Origin of the sequence: Rhizobium giardinii bv. giardinii H152 (genome assembly GCF_000379605.1) — a bacterium.
In the GTDB taxonomy this organism is placed as follows: Bacteria; Pseudomonadota; Alphaproteobacteria; order Rhizobiales; family Rhizobiaceae; genus Pararhizobium; species Pararhizobium giardinii.
Genome location: NZ_KB902713.1, coordinates 245,895 through 263,458 on the forward strand (window position 1 = coordinate 245,895; position 17,564 = coordinate 263,458).

Sequence of the window (17,564 nt, forward strand, 5' to 3'; positions counted from 1 at the left end):
GATAATGGATGACAGCCCTTGATCTCGCGAAATTGCGTATTACGCCTGAGATCCTGTCGTTGATCGCCGAGATCGACGAATTCAAAGGTGCCTGGCGAGCGCTCGGTCGTATCGCGCCAGACCGGCTCTCCAGCTTGCGCCGGGTTGCGACGATCGAAAGCATCGGTTCGTCGAACGTATCGAAGGCGCAAAACTAAGCGACCGCGACGTCGAAAGGCTGCTCTCAAACCTCCGTATCGGCTCGTTCACCAGCCGAGACGAACAGGAGGTCGCAGGCTATGCCGAGGTAATGGAAACGATCTTCTCCGCCTTCGACGCGATCCCGCTTGACGAAAATCACATCTGCCAACTCCATCGCGATCTACTCGCGCACTCGACCAAGGATGAGCGACACAGGGGAAACTGGAAAACCCTTGCCAACAACGTCGAAGCCTTCGACGAAGGTGGGCGAAGCCTGGGCGTCGTCTTCGCGACGGCATCCCCCTTTGATACGCCGGGCCGGATGTCGGAACTGGTGTCCTGGCAACAGGCCCACGAAAAGGATGGGACGTTTCACCCTCTGCTCATCGTCGCTGTCTTCGTGGTGGTCTTTCTGGAAATCCATCCTTTCCAGGACGGCAATGGCCGCCTGTCGCGAGCCTTGACCACTTTGCTGCTCCTTCGGGCGGGCTATACCTACGTACCATACAGCTCTCTCGAAAGCGTTGTCGAGCAGAACAAGGAAGCCTATTACCTCGCGCTTCGTCGAACGCAGGGCACGATCCGGACAGATCAACAGGACTGGAATCCGTGGGTCGAGTTTTTCCTCCGGAGCCTGCAGCGCCAGAAGCAGCGGCTCGAGCGCAAGATCGAGCGTGAACGCATCCTGCTGGGTGACCTGCCGGAGTTGTCGGTCTCGATCCTCGAACTGGCGCGTGAGCGCGGCCGCGTTACCGTGATGGACGCGGCCAAAGCCACAGGCGCAAGCCGCAACACCGTCAAGGATCATCTTCGGGCGTTGACCGAGCAGGGGCATCTGACCCTTCATGGAGCGGGTCGCGGGACCTGGTATGGCCTGAACTAAAGCCGGAGTGATTGGTCCGCCGATACGCCGAGATCGGAGCTATGGCCCAACTGTGCGCGGCCGCAATTGCCACGTCCCTTTGCCGGTTGTTATCGGCGCTCCATTTGCGGGCTCGATGAGGCATGTCTGACCGGAGAGCGGCTTCGCCTCAATCGTCCTCCCGCAACGGCTATCCGAAACTTTCTTCCCCTGGCGGCGGCGCCGCCATTCCTCGCGCGGCAACAAAGTTGCTCCCGGCCGCCCTCCATTTCATTTCGGCCCCTGGGGGTGCGGTCCGATCGTCCCCGGTCCTTGCGACAGCCATCGAGGCCGCGATGGGCGCGGCCCGAAACAGCAAAAGGAATACGACAATGGCAACCATCGGCACCTTCACCTCCACCGAAATCGGCTTCAACGGCTCGATCCGCACGCTCGCCCTCAACGTCAAGGCCCGCATCGCCCGCATCGAAAATCCCTCCGACAAGGGCCCGCACTTCCGCATCTACGCGGGCAATGTCGAGCTGGGTGCGGCCTGGCAGAAGCGCTCCGAGCAGGATCGCGACTACCTCTCGGTCAAGCTCGACGACCCGAGCTTCCCTGCTCCGATCTACGCGACGCTCACCGAGGTCGAGGGCGAGGACGGCTACCAGCTGATCTGGTCCCGCCCCAACCGGGACTGAGGCCCGGACGGCCCCGCCGCCGAGGCGGGGCCAACCGGCCACAAAGACAAGCCGGCGGCAGGCATCGAGCCTGCCGCCGGCTTTTTCGGTGCGATACCGAACCGGAATATGTCTGCTCAGTGGATGCTATCGTGCCGGGAAGAAATGCCGGCCTCGAGGACGAGCGGTCGCCCCCAATTTTGCCTCCGCACCGGTTCCCTCAGCTCCAACAAAATCGGCTCCCCCACTCGCCGGCTCCGCCGGTCGCTGCCGCGCTCCTTGACCCCGTCATCTCCTCCCGCCCCGCGGTCTCGTCTTTCACGAACTCAAGGAGATGAGACGATGACGATCGAACAGCACATCGAAGAACTGCGGATGGAATTGAAGGACGCCTGCGATGCCGCCGAGCGCCGCCAGATCGAGGCCGAGCTTGAACTTGCCAAGGCTGATCTGGCCGTGACGCTTGCCGAACAGGACGGTGCGATCGACGCCGAGCCGCCCTTTTGAAGCGGCTCTTTCCGTTGGACTGCGAGCCGGTGCGCCGGATCGACCGGCTTCCCGGCTGCCAGGGATTTCACCCCCTCGACACTCCCACCGGCTCACGCCGGGCAGGGTCGCGACCCCTTCTGGCCCGCGTCTGTGACGTCCCTATCTTACTCCAGCAAATCCGGCGTCAAGGACGGCACGGTCTCCCCCAATTTTTCCGCCGCTGCGCTCTGGAAAAATCGGTTCCCCCGCTTGCGAGCCGCGTCCCGCGGTCCTTGACCCCTCTTTGCCAAGGAGTGGGCGATCTCAGTCATCAACGAAGGAGATCACATTATGACCACCGATCAGAACCTCATGCTCCACACCAAGCTTGCCGGTTTCCGGCTCGTCGTGCTTGCAAACCGCTTCGGCTGCGATGCCGAGTTCTCGCAAGCCCTCCATGACCGACTGATCGAAGGGCTCGATGCGGCTCACGTTCGCCTCCGCACCATCATGGCATTGGAGCGGAGCGTTCTTGGCGGCGACGATGAATATGCCGCGTATCGGCTCGAAGGTGAGAACGAGATGTTCGAACGCTTCACCATCAATCTGCTCGATGAGCTCGAGATCGATTCCGACACATGTGAGTACCGGATCAACAATGGCGATTGGAACAATGCAATGTCGGCAGATTGCGACGGAGTCGAGATCGACTATCCGGAACTGGTCGCTCTGACCGCGACCGAGTTCGGCTCGCTGGCAGCGATCATCAGGGATATCCGCCAGGAAACAGGCATCGCCATTCATGCGGCCCGTATCGTCGACGCGAGGTGCGCAGGCTCCTGAGGGGCCTTTGTACGATCTCGATTCCCCGGGGCCGCGACTGCGGTCTCGATAGCATTCTGGGCTTTTGATCGCAGCGAGCGCGACCAACTCTCCTTGTATCGACGAGCTGTCATCTCTCATCGGGGATATTGCAGCCCGTCCGACCGGCCGCAACCGGGCGCCGCCGGAATTTTCCCCGCCGCATTCTACGGCTCCTCGCGCTTTAAAATTCAGCCGCCGCCAGGTCCTCCACATCCGTTTCGGCCTTCCAGGTGCAACCCTCCTTTTCCGGTCTGCCGTCGATCCCCGCAATGACGCAATCGACAAGGAGATACACTATGCAACAGCTCGCTCAGTTCCTCGCCGCGACCGGCCGCCGGCTCCGCGCCCTCGGCAAGGTGATCAGCCACTTCTTCCGTAAGGGCAAGCTCGGCCTGAAGCTCGGCGTCAAGATCCCGTTCTTCGTCGAAATCGAGGTGTCCTTCGAGACCGACTGGAACAAACGGCCCGCTTAGGCAGGCATTTCATTCCGGCCCGACAGATCGCGGGCGATAACCGCGTCTTCGTTTCCGTCGCAGCAGATCGAGAAAAAGTTCGACCGCTTCCTCCTCCCGCCCGAAAAGGTGGACCATCGTCTGACCCTTCGTGCCGATCCGGCCCCACTTCCGGAGCAGGCAGACATCCCCGAACAGGTTCGGCTCGATCGACATGGCGTAGTAGCGCGCCATGTTTCTGGTGGCGTCAGAGCGTTCGACACAGAGATGGTAGGGTTGCGCGATCATGAGAGCAGAATCGCCTATGCCGGGAATCGCGTCCAACGAGACTTATGAATCGGTCGGCAAGTATCGATTCATATTGCTGATGACATGCGAACGGAGACGATGGGCTTCCGCGAACTTGCTGATGCCGGTCCGTGCGGCTGGCAACCATCATAAGGAACTTAAACGAATTGCGCGGGGTTTCCCTTCGACGCTGGGCTTGGCCTGATGAGGTCTTCGACTGCCGACGAATCTCGAACATCAAATGAGGGGGTCTATTTCAGGGAGCTTAGACTTTTTCAGGCGTGCGCTGGCGCAGATTTTTCTCTTCGCGCAGATTTCACTCACCTCCGAGAAGATCATTGATCTTGGGAACAGCATGAGGATGTCACATGAAAGGCTATCTTTCCTATGTCATCGGCGCACTGTTGGGCTCCATCGTCGCGGTCGCTGTGTCCATTCTCTTCGGCCTTGATGGGATGTTCCAGCTTGCGGTCTTGGCGCTGCTGCCGGTTGTGGGTGCTGCGCTGGTCGAGCGCTTTTACTATCGCGGGTCACCAACGCGCTAACGTGACTATCAACAGAAGATGTCGGGCCTCGGTCGATCATAGGTGCAAAGCCGACGGTCTTGGGCGAGACGCCTGCGGCGCCCGAAAATGGTCTCCGCCCATCCGAGTGACGATCCTCTCGCACCTCCTTACTCGCACCATCCATGTCTTGCGCCGTCCCAGCGCCTGGCAAGACCTTCATCGATAAGGCGGTCGCCGAGCGAGCGCCCTTCCCGCGTGACGGTCCGGAGTTTGCGGCCATACTTGTCCTCGTCCCGCAAGCCTGACGATAGCGAGAACTTGCCCGCGTTCAACAGCGCCAGCAGGCGTGTCTTCGCCCTCTCGCCCTTGATCCGTTCCGCCTCGCAGCGCGGAGGGCTGAGCTCCGGCGTGTCGATATCCGCAATGCGGATTTTTTCTCCCTCGAACCAGAACGTGTCGCCGTCGACGACGCAGTTCGTTCGCACGCTCTCGCCGCACAACTAAAACGCGGCTGACGACGTATCCGTAGTCGGTACCTTGGCTAGAGCCAGCAGGCCGGAGAGATCGCCGGCGCCGCCGAAGGCAAACCATCCGGCCGCTCCAATGATGATTGCTGAGATGACCGCCATCAGCAACTTGCGCAGCCCGTTCTGTCCCGTTCGGAATTTTCGCTGCGGCCGATATCGATCGTTCCCGCTGGCGGATTTGCGCCGCGGTCTCAACGACACCACATTCGATTTCGCCACCTGCCCGTCCTCTGCTGTTTGCATCAATCTACGTCGACGCCGGTTTCATCTGTCTTTACGAACAAGCCGACCTCAGGTGGTGTTTAGGAGCGGGGCGCAGTCGGTCCCGCCTCCCCGGTGGGGAACTCAGTTGAGGCTCCTGCGGCTGCGCGTTTTTCCGCTCCTTGCACGATGAGAATTCCCGAAATCCCGCCCTCGGGCGGACGCTCACGCTGATTTCTCCAATACTCTTCATTGCTATCGGTCGGCCTTGCTCGCTGCGCTGCGCCCCGGCCGATCGGATAGGTTTCAAGCTGGCGAACGATACTCATCTTGCCGTTTGCTCTTCCGAGTGTTCTTGAGGACCGGCGGAAGGAGGTATTGGGCGTTGCGCTATGGCTCATGTACTGTCATTTGTCGCAGCCGAGTGATATGGGCGCATGGAAAATATTCGAAGGTTCACCATGGACGATACCATTCAAATCGGAAGCCGCGGCGACTTCGGTCTCTGGGCAATCGAAGTCGCCAAACAGATCGTCGGCGAGCAGGGCTTTGAGCTTGCCCAGGCCGCGCGTGAGGGCACGGAAGATGATGTCCGTGCTGCCGGCAATGCTCTCGGGCAGGCGATCACCAACGCGCTGCTCGACGTCTTCGACGGGCTGCTGGACGAGGGGCCCGCGGACGCGGCCTAACAGATCCTACCGCTCGTCCGGGGCGTCGCGGAAGAACGCATTTGGCTTCACACAAGCCTTCATGTCCTCACGCCGAAACCATATCGCGCGCCCACACCGGAGCGGCGGGTTGCCTGCAGTGAACACGATCTGCTCATCGCCGCGCATGCGCATGACCTCATAGGGCAGGATCAGCGGCCGGCGGCTCAGTTGCTTCGAGCGTGACCGCGACGAACCGGATGACTGGCTGGTGCGGCTCGTCTGATCGACCTCGATCGTCGTCTCGCCGCAGCGCCGCGACAGATAGTCGGCCGTCTCGGGATCGTTGATTGCTGCAAAGGAAATCCAGGACGCTGACTCGAACCATTTCGAGTTGGCGTCGCGGCCGCCATAGGCTTCACGCATCTGGCCGATCGACTGGAAGATCAGTGTCAGGCTGATGCCGTATTTGCGGCCGGCGTCACGGGCGGTTTCGAGGATGCGGAGATAGCCAAGGCGTGCCACCTCATCGAGAAGGAAGAGTGTCCTACCGCTCACCGCTCCATTGCGATTGTAGAGCGCATTGAGAAACGAGCCGATGACGACGCGGGCAAGGCCGGGGTGCGCTTCCAGCACCTTCAGATCGAGCGCAATGAAGATGTCCGTCTCGCCTTTCGCAAGCTCATCGGTGGAGAAGCTGTTGCCGGAAACCAGCGCCGCATAGTTCGGATAGGAAAGCCAGTGCGTCTCCTTCACAGCATTGGCGTAGACCCCGGAAAACGTCTCCGGCGTCATATTGACGAACACCGCCACGTTCTCCTTGACGAAATCCGATTCCGAGCCTTCGTAGATGCGCGTTAGCCGCTCGCGCAGCTTCGGCTCGGGCTCGGATAAATTGGCCCGAACGCGGCGCAACGTCTGGTCCTTCTGCTCGGTATTGCCGGACAGACAAACGTCGGCGATCAGGGCGGTCAAAAGCTGCATGGCAGAGGCCCGGAAGAAGTCGTCGCGCGCCGATGCCGCCCGTGCATTGTCGGTTATGATCCATGTGGCGACCGCAACGATATCCTCTTCTTTCGTGGCTCCGAAGCGGCCGATCCAGTCGAGCGCGTTAAAGCCGATCGTCGGCGTCTCGGGGTCAAGCACGATCACCTTGCGACCTGCCTTGCGGCGGTGGTCGATCACCATCGGTGCGACCTCGCTCGACGGATCGAGCACGACCAGGCTGCCGCCCCATTTGAGCGACGTCGGCGCGGTGACAGATGTCGTCTTGAAACCGCCCGAGCCGGCAAAGACGATGCCATGCGACGAGCCGAACGAGCCGTCGAAGCAGAGCAACGGTGACTTACCGCCAGCACCCCAGCTCTCGGACGAGTCAGCGCGAAACGCCGTCGCTCCGACGCTGTCACGATCGACGCGATAACGCTCGCCCACAACGATGCCGCCGTCATCCGGAAACAGCTTTGCCGCTTCCGTCATGGTCATCCAATCGGCGTTGCCATGGACCGCGCGTTTGCCCCGAACCCGCCGCGGCTCGGCTCTCGCAAATGCCGCATTGCCACTGACCGCAACGCGCATTGCGAAGATGCCGGAGAGCACCGCAGTTGCGGCGCCTGTCGCCGTCGGCGGATCTACATAGGCGAGGACGGACTGTCCCGGTGGCACATTTGCCGCGAGACCGACGAGCCGCATGGTTTCGCGCACGACGGCGATCAGCACGACGGCCACGCTTCCCGTCACGACGCTCCAGCCTGCAGCCTTGATGTTCACCGTACCGTTCGCCGCAAACAGGAACATCACGCCCGCGCCGGTGGCGATCGCATAGGGAAGCGCCAAACCGATGCGACCGAGCATCAGCTTCGCCTGCGCCGTCTTGCCGAAGCCGGCGAGCCACTGCTCGATGCCGGGAACAAGGATGGTTGCTGCAATCATGATCGCCGCGGGCAGGATAGCGAGCAACAGCTTATTCAGGGTCATGGCCGAGCGCCTCCGCGCCAATCGCAAGCAGGCGCCCGCGCTCTTTCTCGTCGCCGCGAATGCGCGCCGTTGCATCGATCAGCAGGCCGAGCAGCAGCGCCCGCTTCTCGTAACGCAGGCCCGCCTTGACGATCAGGCCGCCGAGCTCGATTTTTTCCCGCGCGTCTTTCTTTCGCGCATCTGACGTCATGACCTTTGCCATCCGCTCAAGCCTCGCCAGCGCTGCTCTGAGCCGCGCCATTCTCGTCCTTCGTGCCCGACGCGCCACCGGAACTGCCGTCCCCAACACTTCTCTTTCCGGTCGCAACCCCTTTGCCTCCGCGAAACCGCTGAGCAACCTGCTCGAACGCCGCCTGCAGCTCGGCCTCGTCGCTCTCGATCTCGCCCAGGCCCGCCCTCAGTGCGACGCGACCGATCCGTTCGGCCTCGCGTGTCTCGGCGGCTTTCAACTGTTCCTGCAGTCGGGCGATTTCTTCCCTGATCTTCGATGATGGCTTCTTCATTCCGTTTGCAACTCCTCGGGTCTCTGGTGGTGCGTCAGCAGCACCAGACTCCCCTGAAAGGGCCGTCAGGCCAAGGTGCAGATCTGCATGTCGGCAGGGCCGACGCTTTGGGGCATGATCCCGCCGCTCGATAAGAGCGGATCCAAGGGCGCAATTATACGTCGCTGTCGCGACGTCTCGTTTTGCCACCCTGGCGGGGCCGCTTCCTACCGGGAACGAGGTTTTAACCCTGGAGTTTCTCGCGCCGTGGCCATCGCCCATTTCTCGGTCAGCATCGTCAGCCGCGGCGAAGGCCGCAGCGCCGTGCTGTCGGCAGCTTATCGGCATTGCGCCCGGATGGACTACGAGCGCGAGGCGCGCGCGATCGACTACACCCGAAAGCAGGGCCTGCTTCATGAGGAGTTTGCGATCCCGGCCGATGCACCGAACTGGGCGCGGACGTTGATTGCCGATCGCTCGATTTCAGGTGCATCGGAAACGTTCTGGAACCGTGTCGAGGCCTTCGAGAAACGCACCGATGCGCAGCTCGCCAAGGACCTGACCATCGCTCTGCCGCTTGAACTGACCGCCGAGCAGAACATCGCGCTGGTGCGGGATTTCGTCGACAAGCATGTGTTGTCGAAGGGTATGGTCGCCGACTGGGTCTACCATGACAATCCCGGCAATCCGCACATCCACCTGATGACCACATTGCGGCCGCTGACCGAGGACGGTTTCGGCGCCAAGAAGGTCGCAGTCATTGGCGATGACGGCCATCCGCTGAAGACCAAGACTGGCAAAATCGTCTACGAACTCTGGGCTGGCGGTGCTGCCGAGTTCAACGCGCTCCGCGATGGCTGGTTCGAGCGCCAGAACCATCACCTTGCCATGAACGGGATTTCCCTCCGGGTCGATGGTCGCTCTTACGAAAAGCAGGGCATCGAGCTTGAACCGACCATCCACCTCGGCGTTGGCGCCAAGGCGATCGAGCGCAAGGCGGAGAGCCAAGGCGTCCAGCCGGAGCTCGAACGGCTCGAGCTGAACGAGGCGCGCCGCACCGAAAACACCCGCCGCATCCTTCGAAACCCGGCGGTCGTGCTCGACCTGATCACCCGGGAAAAGAGCGTCTTCGACAACCAGGACATCGCCAAGGTCCTGCACCGCTACGTCGACGATCCCGGTCTCTTCCAGCAGCTGATGGCGCGTGTCCTCCAGCATTCCGAGGTGCTGCGGCTGCGGCGCGACACGATTGATTTTGCCACCGGCCAGCGGGTGCCGGCGCGCTATACGACGCGGGCGATGATCGAGCTGGAAGCGCAGATGGCCAATCGCGCCATCTGGCTGTCGCGACAATCCTCGCACAGCGTTCGCAGGCAAGTGCTGGAGGCGACATTCGCCCGCCATGCGCGTCTCTCTGATGAACAGAAAACCGCAATCGAGCATGTTGCGGGTCCGGCCCGGATCGCAGCGATCGTCGGCCGCGCCGGCGCCGGCAAGACGACGATGATGAAGGCGGCGCGCGAAGCCTGGGAAGGTGCCGGCTACCGCGTCGTCGGTGGCGCGCTCGCGGGCAAGGCGGCCGAGGGACTGGAGAAGGAAGCCGGCATTCAAAGCCGGACGCTCTCCTCCTGGGAACTGCGTTGGCAACGCGGCCGGCACGGCCTTGATGCCAGGACCATCTTCGTCATGGACGAGGCCGGCATGGTCGCCTCCAAGCAGATGGCGGGCTTCGTCGAAGCCGCCGTCAGGGCAGGCGCGAAGATCGTCCTGGTCGGTGATCCCGATCAGCTCCAGCCGATCGAGGCGGGTGCCGCCTTCCGGGCGATTGCCCATCGTATCGGTTACGCCGAACTCGAGACGATCTACCGCCAGCGTGACGACTGGATGCGGGCTGCCTCGCTTGATCTGGCGCGCGGCAATATCGGCACTGCCCTTGCCAGCTATCAATCGCACGACCGGCTGCATGGCTCGACGCTGAAGGCTGAAGCGGTCGAACAGCTGATCGGCGACTGGAACCGTGATTACGATCCAGGGAAGACCACGCTGATGCTCGCGCATCTGCGCCGTGACGTGCGCTTGCTCAACGACATGGCGCGAGAAAAGCTGGTGGAGCGCGGCCTTGTCAGCGAGGGGCAACACTTCCGAACCGCCGACGGCATGCGTCCGTTCGCTGCCGGCGATCAGATCGTCTTTTTGAAGAACGACACGGCTCTTGGCGTCAAGAACGGCATGCTCGGCCGTGTCGTCGAGGCGGCGCCGAACCGTGTCGTTGTTGCGGTCGGCGAAGGGGAGCATTGGCGCCAGGTGGCTGTCGAACAGCGCGCCTACAATAACCTCGATCACGGCTATGCCACGACCATCCACAAGAGCCAGGGCGCCACCGTGGACCGGGTGAAGGTGCTGGCGTCATTGTCGCTCGATCGCCACCTGACCTACGTCGCCCTGACCCGTCATCGCGAGGACCTTCAGGTCTATTACGGCGCTCGTTCCTTCGCCTTCAATGGCGGACTGGAGAAGGTGCTGTCGCGCTGCAATGCCAAGGAAACGACGCTCGATTACCGGCATGGTGCGCTCTACCGCCAGGCTTTGTCCTTTGCGGAAAACCGCGGCCTGCACATCGTCCAGGTCGCGCGTACCCTTGTGCGCGACCGGCTCGACTGGACGCTGCGACAGAAAGAGAAGGTCGCCGCTCTGGCCAGGCAGCTGCGTGCCGTTGGCGGGCGGCTTGGTCTTCTTCCATCCCCAATTTCGAAACAGAAGAAGGAGCTTCCACCGATGGTGGCAGGGGTCAAACAGTTTGCCTTTTCGACAGGCGATACGATCGATCAGAAGCTCGGCGACGACCCGGCGCTGAAACGCCAATGGGAAGACGTCTCGACCCGCTTCCGCTATGTGTTTGCCGATCCTGAGACGGCATTCCGGGCGATGACCTTCGATGCACTTCTTACGGGGCGGGAAGCGTCGAAACAGACGCTGCAGAAACTCGTTGACGAGCCGGCGTCGATCGGCGCGCTGAACGGCAAGACTGGCCTTCTCGCCGGCAGGGCGGATCGAGAGGCCCGGCGCGTTGCCGAGGTCAATCTGCCGGCGCTGAAGCGCGACATCGAGCAATATCTGGCCATGCGCGAGACCGCCCGGGAGCGGATCGAGGGCGAGGAAAAGAACCTGCGCCTGCGTGTCTCGATCGACATCCCGGCCCTGTCGCCAGAGGCGCGAACCGTTCTGGAGCGGGTCCGTGATGCGATCGACCGCAACGATCTTCCCGCGGCCCTTGGCTATGCGATCAGCAACCGCGAAGCCAAGCTCGAAATCGATGGCTTCAACAAGGCCGTGGCCGAACGCTTCGGGGAACGCGTGCTGCTTTCGAGTTCGGCGCAGAAGCCCGAAGGACAGCTCTTCGAAAAACTCGCCGCCGGGCTTAAGCCAGAGGAGAAAGACAGCCTCAAGGAGGCTTGGCCGGTGATGCGCACGGCGCAGCAACTGGCCGCCCATGAGCGCACCACGACAACGCTCAAACAGGTCGAGGAACTGCGTCTCGCCCAACGCCAGACGCCGGCGCTGAAACAATGAACCGGGTGCGGGCAATCATGGGTCTTGGCGCATCGGCGCTTGGCATCGGGCTCCTCGCGGCGGCTGCCTTTATCGGCGGCTTCCGGCTGAACCTGACGCCAAGCGAGCCGCTCGGGCTCTGGCGGATCGAGGCGGTGGACCGGGCAATCACAATTGGCGATTTGGTCTTCGTTTGCCCGCCGGTGACGCCTTTGTTCGAGGAGGCCCGTCATCGCCTCTATCTCGCCCACGGCCTCTGCCCCGGTGGTGTCGCGCCGTTGATCAAATCCGTCGCAGCGTTGCCTGGTCAATATGTCGAGATCGGCGAGAACGTGGCGATCGACGGCAGGACGCTTCCGTCCTCGCACGTTCGCCGGATCGACGGCGCCGGGCGACCGCTCACGCCCTTTGCCGGCGGCATCGTGCCGACGGGATACCTCTATCTGCACTCCCCTTTTGTGAGCTCCTATGACTCCCGATATTTTGGACCGATCTCCGAAACCGGAGTGCTCGGCCTCGCCCGGCCGATCCTCATCGTCGATCCGTGATGGCTCACGCGCCGCACTTCTCATTGCGCTGGCGATCATCATCGGTGCAGTTGGCTGGAGCGGCTTCGTGCTCGCTTTACCGGTCGCAATGCTCTTTCCGGCGCTCTGGGCGTTGTCTCGGTCGCGCCTAGTCGCGGCCATGGTTTCGGCAGGGTATTTCCTCACCGCCTCACGCGGTCTGCCGCAAGGTGTGGCGAACTTCTATGCCGCCGATCTCTGGCCCGGTTTACTGCTGTGGCTGCCAGCCTCGGCATCATTCGTCATCGTGCATGCGGCGCTTTGGACGGGGCGTCCGGGAAAGGGCCAATTTGAAGCAGGACGAGCGACGCGGTATCTCGCGGCGACGATTGTGATGGTGCTGCCGCCGTTCGGCATCACCGGCTGGGCGCAGGCGATTACTGCGGCGGGCGTTTTGTTTCCAGGATGGGGATGGTGGGGCTTGGCTGCGACCGCTGCCGGCCTCGCGATGATGACTTCGCGATATTGGCCGGCAGCAGTTTTGATCTTGATAAGCTTTTGGGTCTGGTCCGCCGCATCCTGGACAGCGCCGACCTTACCAGAGGGATGGAAGGGCGTCGATCTGGATCTGGGTCAAAGCCTTGGGCGCGATACATCTTTGGATCGCCAGCGAGTCCTGATCGCCACAGTGGTGGCAAATGCTGGCGACAACACCTACGTTATCGTCCTTCCTGAAAGCGTGCTGGGCTTCTGGACGCCGACCGTCGAGCGTCTCTGGAGGGAGGCTCTGCGCGGCGGCAACCTCACCGTCATTGCCGGTGCAGCGGTGCTCGACGGCAGTGGATACGACAACGTGCTGGTGGCAATCTCAGCCAATCAATCCGAAATTCTCTATCGCGAGCGGATGCCGGTTCCAGGCTCCATGTGGCAGCCGTGGCGGGCCTGGACCGGCGACGCTGGCGGCGCCAGGGCCCACTTCTTCACCAACCCTGTGGTCGTAGCCGGCGGCAACAGGATCGTGCCGCTGATCTGCTACGAGCAACTCGTCGTCTGGCCGGCACTGCAGTCCATGCTGCATTCCCCAGACATCATCGTCGCAACCGGCAATGGCTGGTGGACATCGGGCACCTCGATCGTCGCGATTCAACAGGCGAGCTCCATCGCCTGGGCAAAGCTGTTCGGCCTGCCGCTTGTCAGCGCATTCAACCGCTAAAGCCCGTGGAGGAAAACATGGTCGATGCTGCTCTCATCAAGGAATGCGCTGATCCCGGCCTGAAGCCGGCGATCGTCGAGAAGTTCATCGCCGCGGCGGGATCCGACGATCCGTTGACGGTGACCGTACACGCGGGGAAGCGTGTCGTTCTCGTCCCGAAGCCTGCCACGCCGGAAGCGGCAATGGATCTGATCCGTCAGAATATCGGCCGCAACGTCGTGCGCGTCGGCATCACCCAGTATCCGGCCGGGCTTGGCGTGCTCGAGGCCGGCGCCCTGAAGCCCGATCTTGTCGATGCCTGTGCTAATCTGCGCATGGGCACCGCCCTCTTCGCCAAAGTCTATCGCATCGTCCTCAAATGGTACGGCAATCCGACCGGCAAACAGGCCGAAGACCAGGTGTTCGAGGATGCGATCCTCGCCTGGCAGTCGGGATATTTCGAGGGGGAGGCGGTATTCCGGACACCTGATGCTGGCGAGGCCGACGCCGGGACGGATAGATCCGGGGAATCTAAGACTGAGAAGAGCATTGCCGAAAAGGCAGAAGTTCCTGTCGCGGACGATCGAAGCGAACCGGTTCCAGATCGTCCACCCGACGCAGATCCGAACAAGGCCGGCACCCGTGTCGATCTTTCCGGTATCGGCGCGAAATAGCGTGGAGGAAGTGCAGATCTGCATTGGATCGATGGCATTTATCCGCCTGTTTGCACTGGCGAAAATCGATCCCGCCGTCTATAAGGGCGGGTAGGGCAGTACGCGCTGCCCCGGGGTGTGGAAACCTCTCGTGGCGGTTGGTGCCGGCCGATACGGCGCCAGATCCTCTGACCATTTGGCCGGGGGCCTGTGACGTATGTCCAGGTACTCGGTGCTAAAGGTCGCAGGACTGTCCACGACAGTTTCCAACCCCCGGCTTGGGATCAGGGATTGACGTTTGCGGGGGCGCACCGCAGACAAATCCCGAGGCTGGAAACAAGATGGATTCGAAAGATGCGGCGTTGATAGAAAAGCTCGAACTTCGACCGGTGTTCGGGTGGACGCAAGGGTTGCCCACGGCTGATCTGGAGACGCTCACCGTCGACGCCATCCGGCAGCACAGGCTATTGGTCGACAAGGCTGATGAGCTCTACCAGGCGCTCCCGTAAGACTACCAGGACGGTAGAGCGACCGGCGGCGCCCAGCATCTCAAATACATCGAGGCCAGTATCGAAATGCACGCGCAAATGGCCGCGTTAAACACCCTTCTCACCATCCTCGGCTATATCCCGCAAGTGACGGTAAACTGACCGTCAGATCAGCTTCTTGCGGATCGCAGTTGCAGTCAGGTGCGCAATCGTGTGGACGTTAAAGTGCTTCCGTGCGTGCTCGATTTTAACCCGCACGCTGTTGTATTTGACGCCTTCAAGATCTGCGACCTCCTCCATCGTCTTGCCGTCGGCGATCCAGCTTAGATAGGTCGCCCCCTTGGGATCGAGCCGGAGCGGTTCTTCGGCACTCGGGGTCGGATCGGAGAATTGAATCCGCGTATGCAACTGCGCGATAGCAGCAGCTGCAGCGACGGGATCAATTTCACGATCAAGGTCAATGGCCTGCTTCGACGAGGCAAGTGTGAATACGGCAAGCGATCCATGGGCGATCTGGACAGGGATGGTGATGCCTGATCGTACGCCGAAGTCTGCTGCGAGCGAGAAGAATGACCGCTCGTCCCGAGTAAGGCGCGGTCTGTCCCATTCACCGTTCCAGACGAACGCTCGCTTCAGTGTTTGCGCGCGTTTGATGACAGGGTCGAGTTCATTGAACCTGCGCCGGAAGTATTCGGCTTGCCACTCGGGATGATAATTTGAGACCGCGCTCGAGTGGCTCGGCTGGATGTTGAGGTAGGCGTAGCCGCCGAAGCCGGTTGCCTCGGCGACCGTCTCCAGTGCTTGCTTTACCGTGTGTTCGTCGCCGGGGATTGCAGCGAGATCGGTGAGCTTGTGCAGCCAATGTTGCATACGTCATTCTCCAATGTAATGGCGGGTTTGGCATGGTGCAGCAGTATGTCGATTGCGCTCACCGCTGCGGCCCGGCCGTCAGCCCCGCCCGATGTGACAGTACTCCGTTCTGGCAGCCGTGATGTTCTGCTTTTGGCGGGCGTAGAACGGTAGCCAATGCGCTGGCCTAAATTCCTCACTTCTGCGAAACATAAGGCACCGTCGGATAAGATTTCGGGGAGGGGCTGGTAGAGCGCTCAACCGAAATGTTTGTTTTGGGAGGGTTTGAAGCGCTCAATTTAGAAAGTTGATGTTCCAGTTCTTTATCCGCCACCGTCAGGCGGTGATGAAGGCGATGGTAATCCGCCCAGGTCGGCGTCCGAAACGTCTCGATCCAACGCGACGCGTTCTGAATATCGCGACTGAGGGTCCATTGACGTGCGCCTACGCGGCTTTGCACATCACGACGTTTCCGCATGACCTCGAGAAACAGGTCGGCACTCTCGTCCGCAATTGAGTATTCCGTTGTGACCAGGATCGGGCCACTTCTCGGCTTCAGATCAAGTGCCGGCACAGGCGCATCGAAAGCGCCGGAGGCTTCGAGTTCTGACTCAAGGCGGTCGCTGATCGGCAGCTTGAGCCCTAGGGCGGCGACAATCAACGAGGCCGCCGCAGAACATCCTAGCGATAGGGAAAGGGAATGGGTTTCGGCGATAATTCCCCAGAGCCAGCTGCCGCCGGCGATGCCGCCATAGGTAAAGGCACTGTAGATGGAAATGGTCCGACCAACCACCCAGCGGGGGCTTGCCAACTGTACATTGACGCCGAAGCCCGACCATCCGGTCACCCAGCCTGCGCCACCGAAGGCGAGGGACAGGGTTGCGACGATGAGAGAAGACGCCAGGGCAAGTGAAATCGCGCATACCGCGCACGCGACGCAGGCCAGCACGATCAGCACTTCCTGCGTAACAGCGCGTCGAAGCGACGGGTTCGCTAGCCCTGCGATCAGCGCACCAGCGCCGAAGCCGCCCATGAGAATGCCGTAGTCGATTGGGCCTCCCTTCAGAAGGTCCCTTGCAACCAGGGGCAATAGCGCTAGCATTGAGGTGCCCGTCAACCCGAACAACGTCCCCCGAACAATTGTCGCCTTGATCTCGGAGGATATCGCGGTGAATCGCAAACCATCGTAGATCGCCGTCCTCAGCGCTTCCCGAGGAAGGGGCGACGCTTTCACGGTCCACTTGTTTCGCCACAGAGCGGTGAGGGGCGCGACGAAGCCGAGGGTCGTGAGCGCGAACGTGACGAGCGGTCCGAACACTGCAACGATAATGCCGCCAAGCGCCGGACCGACACTGCGGACCGTGTTAAATCCGACATTGAGAAGTGTCACGGCCGACGGCAAATGGCGACGCTCCAGCATGTCGCCAAGCGAGGCGCGCCAGGCAGGATCGCTCAGCGCGATACCGCAGCCGTCGAGGAAACTGAACGCGAGGATCAACCATGGATCGGTGATGCCGAAGGCCATCAGGATCGTCAGCATTGCCGAGGCCGCCATCATCAAGCTTCGACCAACGATCATGACCATGCGCCGGCTGTAGTTGTCGGCAATCGCCCCAACAATGATTGCAAGAAAGAAGGCAGGCAGGGTCGACGAGGCCTGGACCAGGGCAACCATCACATCGGAGGTGGAAACAGTCGCCATGAGCCAACTGAGCGACACTGTCTGCATCAACCAGCCCAGGCTCGACAACTGTGATGCGAAGAAGATGGAACGGAACGTCGAATTCTTGAGCGGCGCCAATAGCCCTACGGATGCTGTCTCTTCATGTGAAGGCATGTCATTCAGTCTCTTTCGGGCGACGCATTCTCAGGCGATTTTAACGGGCGTCATTCGACGCTGAGGGAAGGCGGGGATCGTTTGGGTTACGCCATTTGCCTGGCCGCTTGAGCCATCCAGCAAAGGGCCGCAGGTTGCGCTTCGGCGGGCAGCGGCAAGACCAGAATCGAAAACAGACGAGTGAACCTGGATGGGCAGGGCTTGATAACAGTTGCAGGTCAGGAGCGTTATTCTGCCCGCAGTTTCCCTCGGCCCCAATAACCGCGAAGCGTTCGCGGCCTGCGCCACGATGCGGCCGCAGCCGCTGCTCGATATTATGCCTCATCACAACGTCACCTCCAGGCCGCGAAAGGCGCGCCACCGATTGGCTCCGGGTC

18 protein-coding genes and 2 pseudogenes are annotated in these 17,564 nt (G+C 61.6%); 13 read left to right on the top strand and 7 right to left on the bottom strand.

What is annotated here, in order from left to right; translation table 11 throughout:
• Nucleotides 1–8: 8 nt before the first annotated feature.
• The 6 genes from A3AY_RS40860 (at nucleotide 9) to A3AY_RS39900 (ending at nucleotide 3,506) form a co-directional block, all read left to right on the top strand.
• Nucleotides 9–197: a hypothetical protein gene (locus A3AY_RS40860; RefSeq protein WP_234913100.1), complete on the top strand. Its 189-nt coding sequence runs from the start codon at nucleotides 9–11 to the stop codon at nucleotides 195–197.
• Between the two features lie 92 nt (nucleotides 198–289).
• Nucleotides 290–1,063, top strand: coding sequence for a Fic family protein (locus A3AY_RS36325; RefSeq protein ID WP_234913101.1), 774 nt, complete (start codon nucleotides 290–292; stop codon nucleotides 1,061–1,063).
• A gap of 350 nt (nucleotides 1,064–1,413) precedes the next feature.
• Nucleotides 1,414–1,722 carry a DUF736 domain-containing protein gene (locus A3AY_RS0127825; protein WP_018328953.1) on the top strand — a complete coding sequence of 103 codons (309 nt, stop codon included), beginning with the start codon at nucleotides 1,414–1,416 and terminating at the stop codon, nucleotides 1,720–1,722.
• Nucleotides 1,723–2,043: 321 nt separating this feature from the next.
• Nucleotides 2,044–2,208: a hypothetical protein gene (locus A3AY_RS39895; protein WP_018328954.1), complete on the top strand. Its 165-nt coding sequence runs from the start codon at nucleotides 2,044–2,046 to the stop codon at nucleotides 2,206–2,208.
• Between the two features lie 312 nt (nucleotides 2,209–2,520).
• Nucleotides 2,521–3,012 carry a hypothetical protein gene (locus A3AY_RS0127835; protein ID WP_018328955.1) on the top strand — a complete coding sequence of 164 codons (492 nt, stop codon included), beginning with the start codon at nucleotides 2,521–2,523 and terminating at the stop codon, nucleotides 3,010–3,012.
• A 317-nt stretch (nucleotides 3,013–3,329) separates the two neighbouring features.
• Nucleotides 3,330–3,506: a hypothetical protein gene (locus tag A3AY_RS39900; protein WP_018328957.1), complete on the top strand. Its 177-nt coding sequence runs from the start codon at nucleotides 3,330–3,332 to the stop codon at nucleotides 3,504–3,506.
• Between the two features lie 9 nt (nucleotides 3,507–3,515).
• On the opposite strand, the gene A3AY_RS0127850 is transcribed toward A3AY_RS39900, so the two are convergent.
• Nucleotides 3,516–3,773 carry a WGR domain-containing protein gene (locus tag A3AY_RS0127850; RefSeq protein ID WP_018328958.1) on the bottom strand — a complete coding sequence of 86 codons (258 nt, stop codon included), beginning with the start codon at nucleotides 3,771–3,773 and terminating at the stop codon, nucleotides 3,516–3,518.
• Nucleotides 3,774–4,141: 368 nt separating this feature from the next.
• Between A3AY_RS0127850 and A3AY_RS39905 the strand changes: the two genes are divergently transcribed.
• Nucleotides 4,142–4,318, top strand: coding sequence for a hypothetical protein (locus tag A3AY_RS39905; RefSeq protein WP_018328959.1), 177 nt, complete (start codon nucleotides 4,142–4,144; stop codon nucleotides 4,316–4,318).
• A gap of 128 nt (nucleotides 4,319–4,446) precedes the next feature.
• Here A3AY_RS39905 and A3AY_RS39440 read toward each other — a convergent pair.
• Nucleotides 4,447–4,890: pseudogene (locus tag A3AY_RS39440) on the bottom strand (thermonuclease family protein).
• Between the two features lie 578 nt (nucleotides 4,891–5,468).
• On the opposite strand from A3AY_RS39440, the gene A3AY_RS0127870 reads away from it, so the two are divergent.
• The gene (locus A3AY_RS0127870; protein ID WP_018328962.1) at nucleotides 5,469–5,696 is read left to right on the top strand and encodes a hypothetical protein; all 228 of its coding nucleotides are present in this window, start codon (nucleotides 5,469–5,471) and stop codon (nucleotides 5,694–5,696) included.
• 6 nt (nucleotides 5,697–5,702) lie between these two features.
• Here the strand turns inward: A3AY_RS0127870 and traG are convergent, their stop codons facing one another.
• The 3 genes from traG to traC are packed head-to-tail and all read right to left on the bottom strand — an operon-like array spanning nucleotide 5,703 to nucleotide 8,134.
• A complete protein-coding gene (gene traG / locus A3AY_RS0127875) occupies nucleotides 5,703–7,631 on the bottom strand; it encodes a Ti-type conjugative transfer system protein TraG (RefSeq protein ID WP_018328963.1) in 1,929 nt (642 codons plus the stop codon).
• Nucleotides 7,618–7,833: a type IV conjugative transfer system coupling protein TraD gene (traD, locus tag A3AY_RS0127880; RefSeq protein WP_018328964.1), complete on the bottom strand. Its 216-nt coding sequence runs from the start codon at nucleotides 7,831–7,833 to the stop codon at nucleotides 7,618–7,620. The genes traG and traD overlap by 14 nt, the downstream gene beginning before the upstream one ends.
• Before the next feature lie 4 nt (nucleotides 7,834–7,837).
• Nucleotides 7,838–8,134, bottom strand: coding sequence for a conjugal transfer protein TraC (gene traC, locus A3AY_RS0127885; protein ID WP_018328965.1), 297 nt, complete (start codon nucleotides 8,132–8,134; stop codon nucleotides 7,838–7,840).
• A 246-nt stretch (nucleotides 8,135–8,380) separates the two neighbouring features.
• Between traC and traA the strand changes: the two genes are divergently transcribed.
• From traA to A3AY_RS36330, 5 genes and pseudogenes are all read left to right on the top strand, one after another.
• A complete protein-coding gene (gene traA, locus A3AY_RS0127890) occupies nucleotides 8,381–11,683 on the top strand; it encodes a Ti-type conjugative transfer relaxase TraA (RefSeq protein WP_018328966.1) in 3,303 nt (1,100 codons plus the stop codon).
• Nucleotides 11,680–12,210, top strand: a complete 531-nt coding sequence (gene traF, locus A3AY_RS0127895; RefSeq protein ID WP_018328967.1) for a conjugative transfer signal peptidase TraF — start codon at nucleotides 11,680–11,682, stop codon at nucleotides 12,208–12,210. Before traA ends, traF begins: the two co-directional genes overlap by 4 nt.
• Complete coding sequence (locus tag A3AY_RS0127900; protein WP_051108421.1) at nucleotides 12,131–13,381, top strand: conjugal transfer protein TraB; 1,251 nt, start codon at nucleotides 12,131–12,133, stop codon at nucleotides 13,379–13,381. The genes traF and A3AY_RS0127900 overlap by 80 nt, the downstream gene beginning before the upstream one ends.
• Nucleotides 13,382–13,398: 17 nt before the next feature.
• Entirely contained in the window at nucleotides 13,399–14,034 is a 636-nt protein-coding gene (locus tag A3AY_RS0127905; RefSeq protein ID WP_018328969.1) for a TraH family protein, read from the top strand.
• A 320-nt stretch (nucleotides 14,035–14,354) separates the two neighbouring features.
• A pseudogene (locus A3AY_RS36330) lies at nucleotides 14,355–14,663 on the top strand (transcriptional repressor TraM).
• A 3-nt stretch (nucleotides 14,664–14,666) separates the two neighbouring features.
• Here A3AY_RS36330 and traR read toward each other — a convergent pair.
• Together traR and A3AY_RS0127925 are read right to left on the bottom strand one after the other, a co-directional pair.
• The gene (gene traR / locus A3AY_RS0127920; RefSeq protein WP_018328972.1) at nucleotides 14,667–15,371 is read right to left on the bottom strand and encodes an autoinducer-binding transcriptional regulator TraR; all 705 of its coding nucleotides are present in this window, start codon (nucleotides 15,369–15,371) and stop codon (nucleotides 14,667–14,669) included.
• 175 nt (nucleotides 15,372–15,546) lie between these two features.
• Nucleotides 15,547–17,187: an MFS transporter gene (locus A3AY_RS0127925; RefSeq protein WP_026203913.1), complete on the bottom strand. Its 1,641-nt coding sequence runs from the start codon at nucleotides 17,185–17,187 to the stop codon at nucleotides 15,547–15,549.
• Between the last annotated feature and the right edge of the window lie 377 nt (nucleotides 17,188–17,564).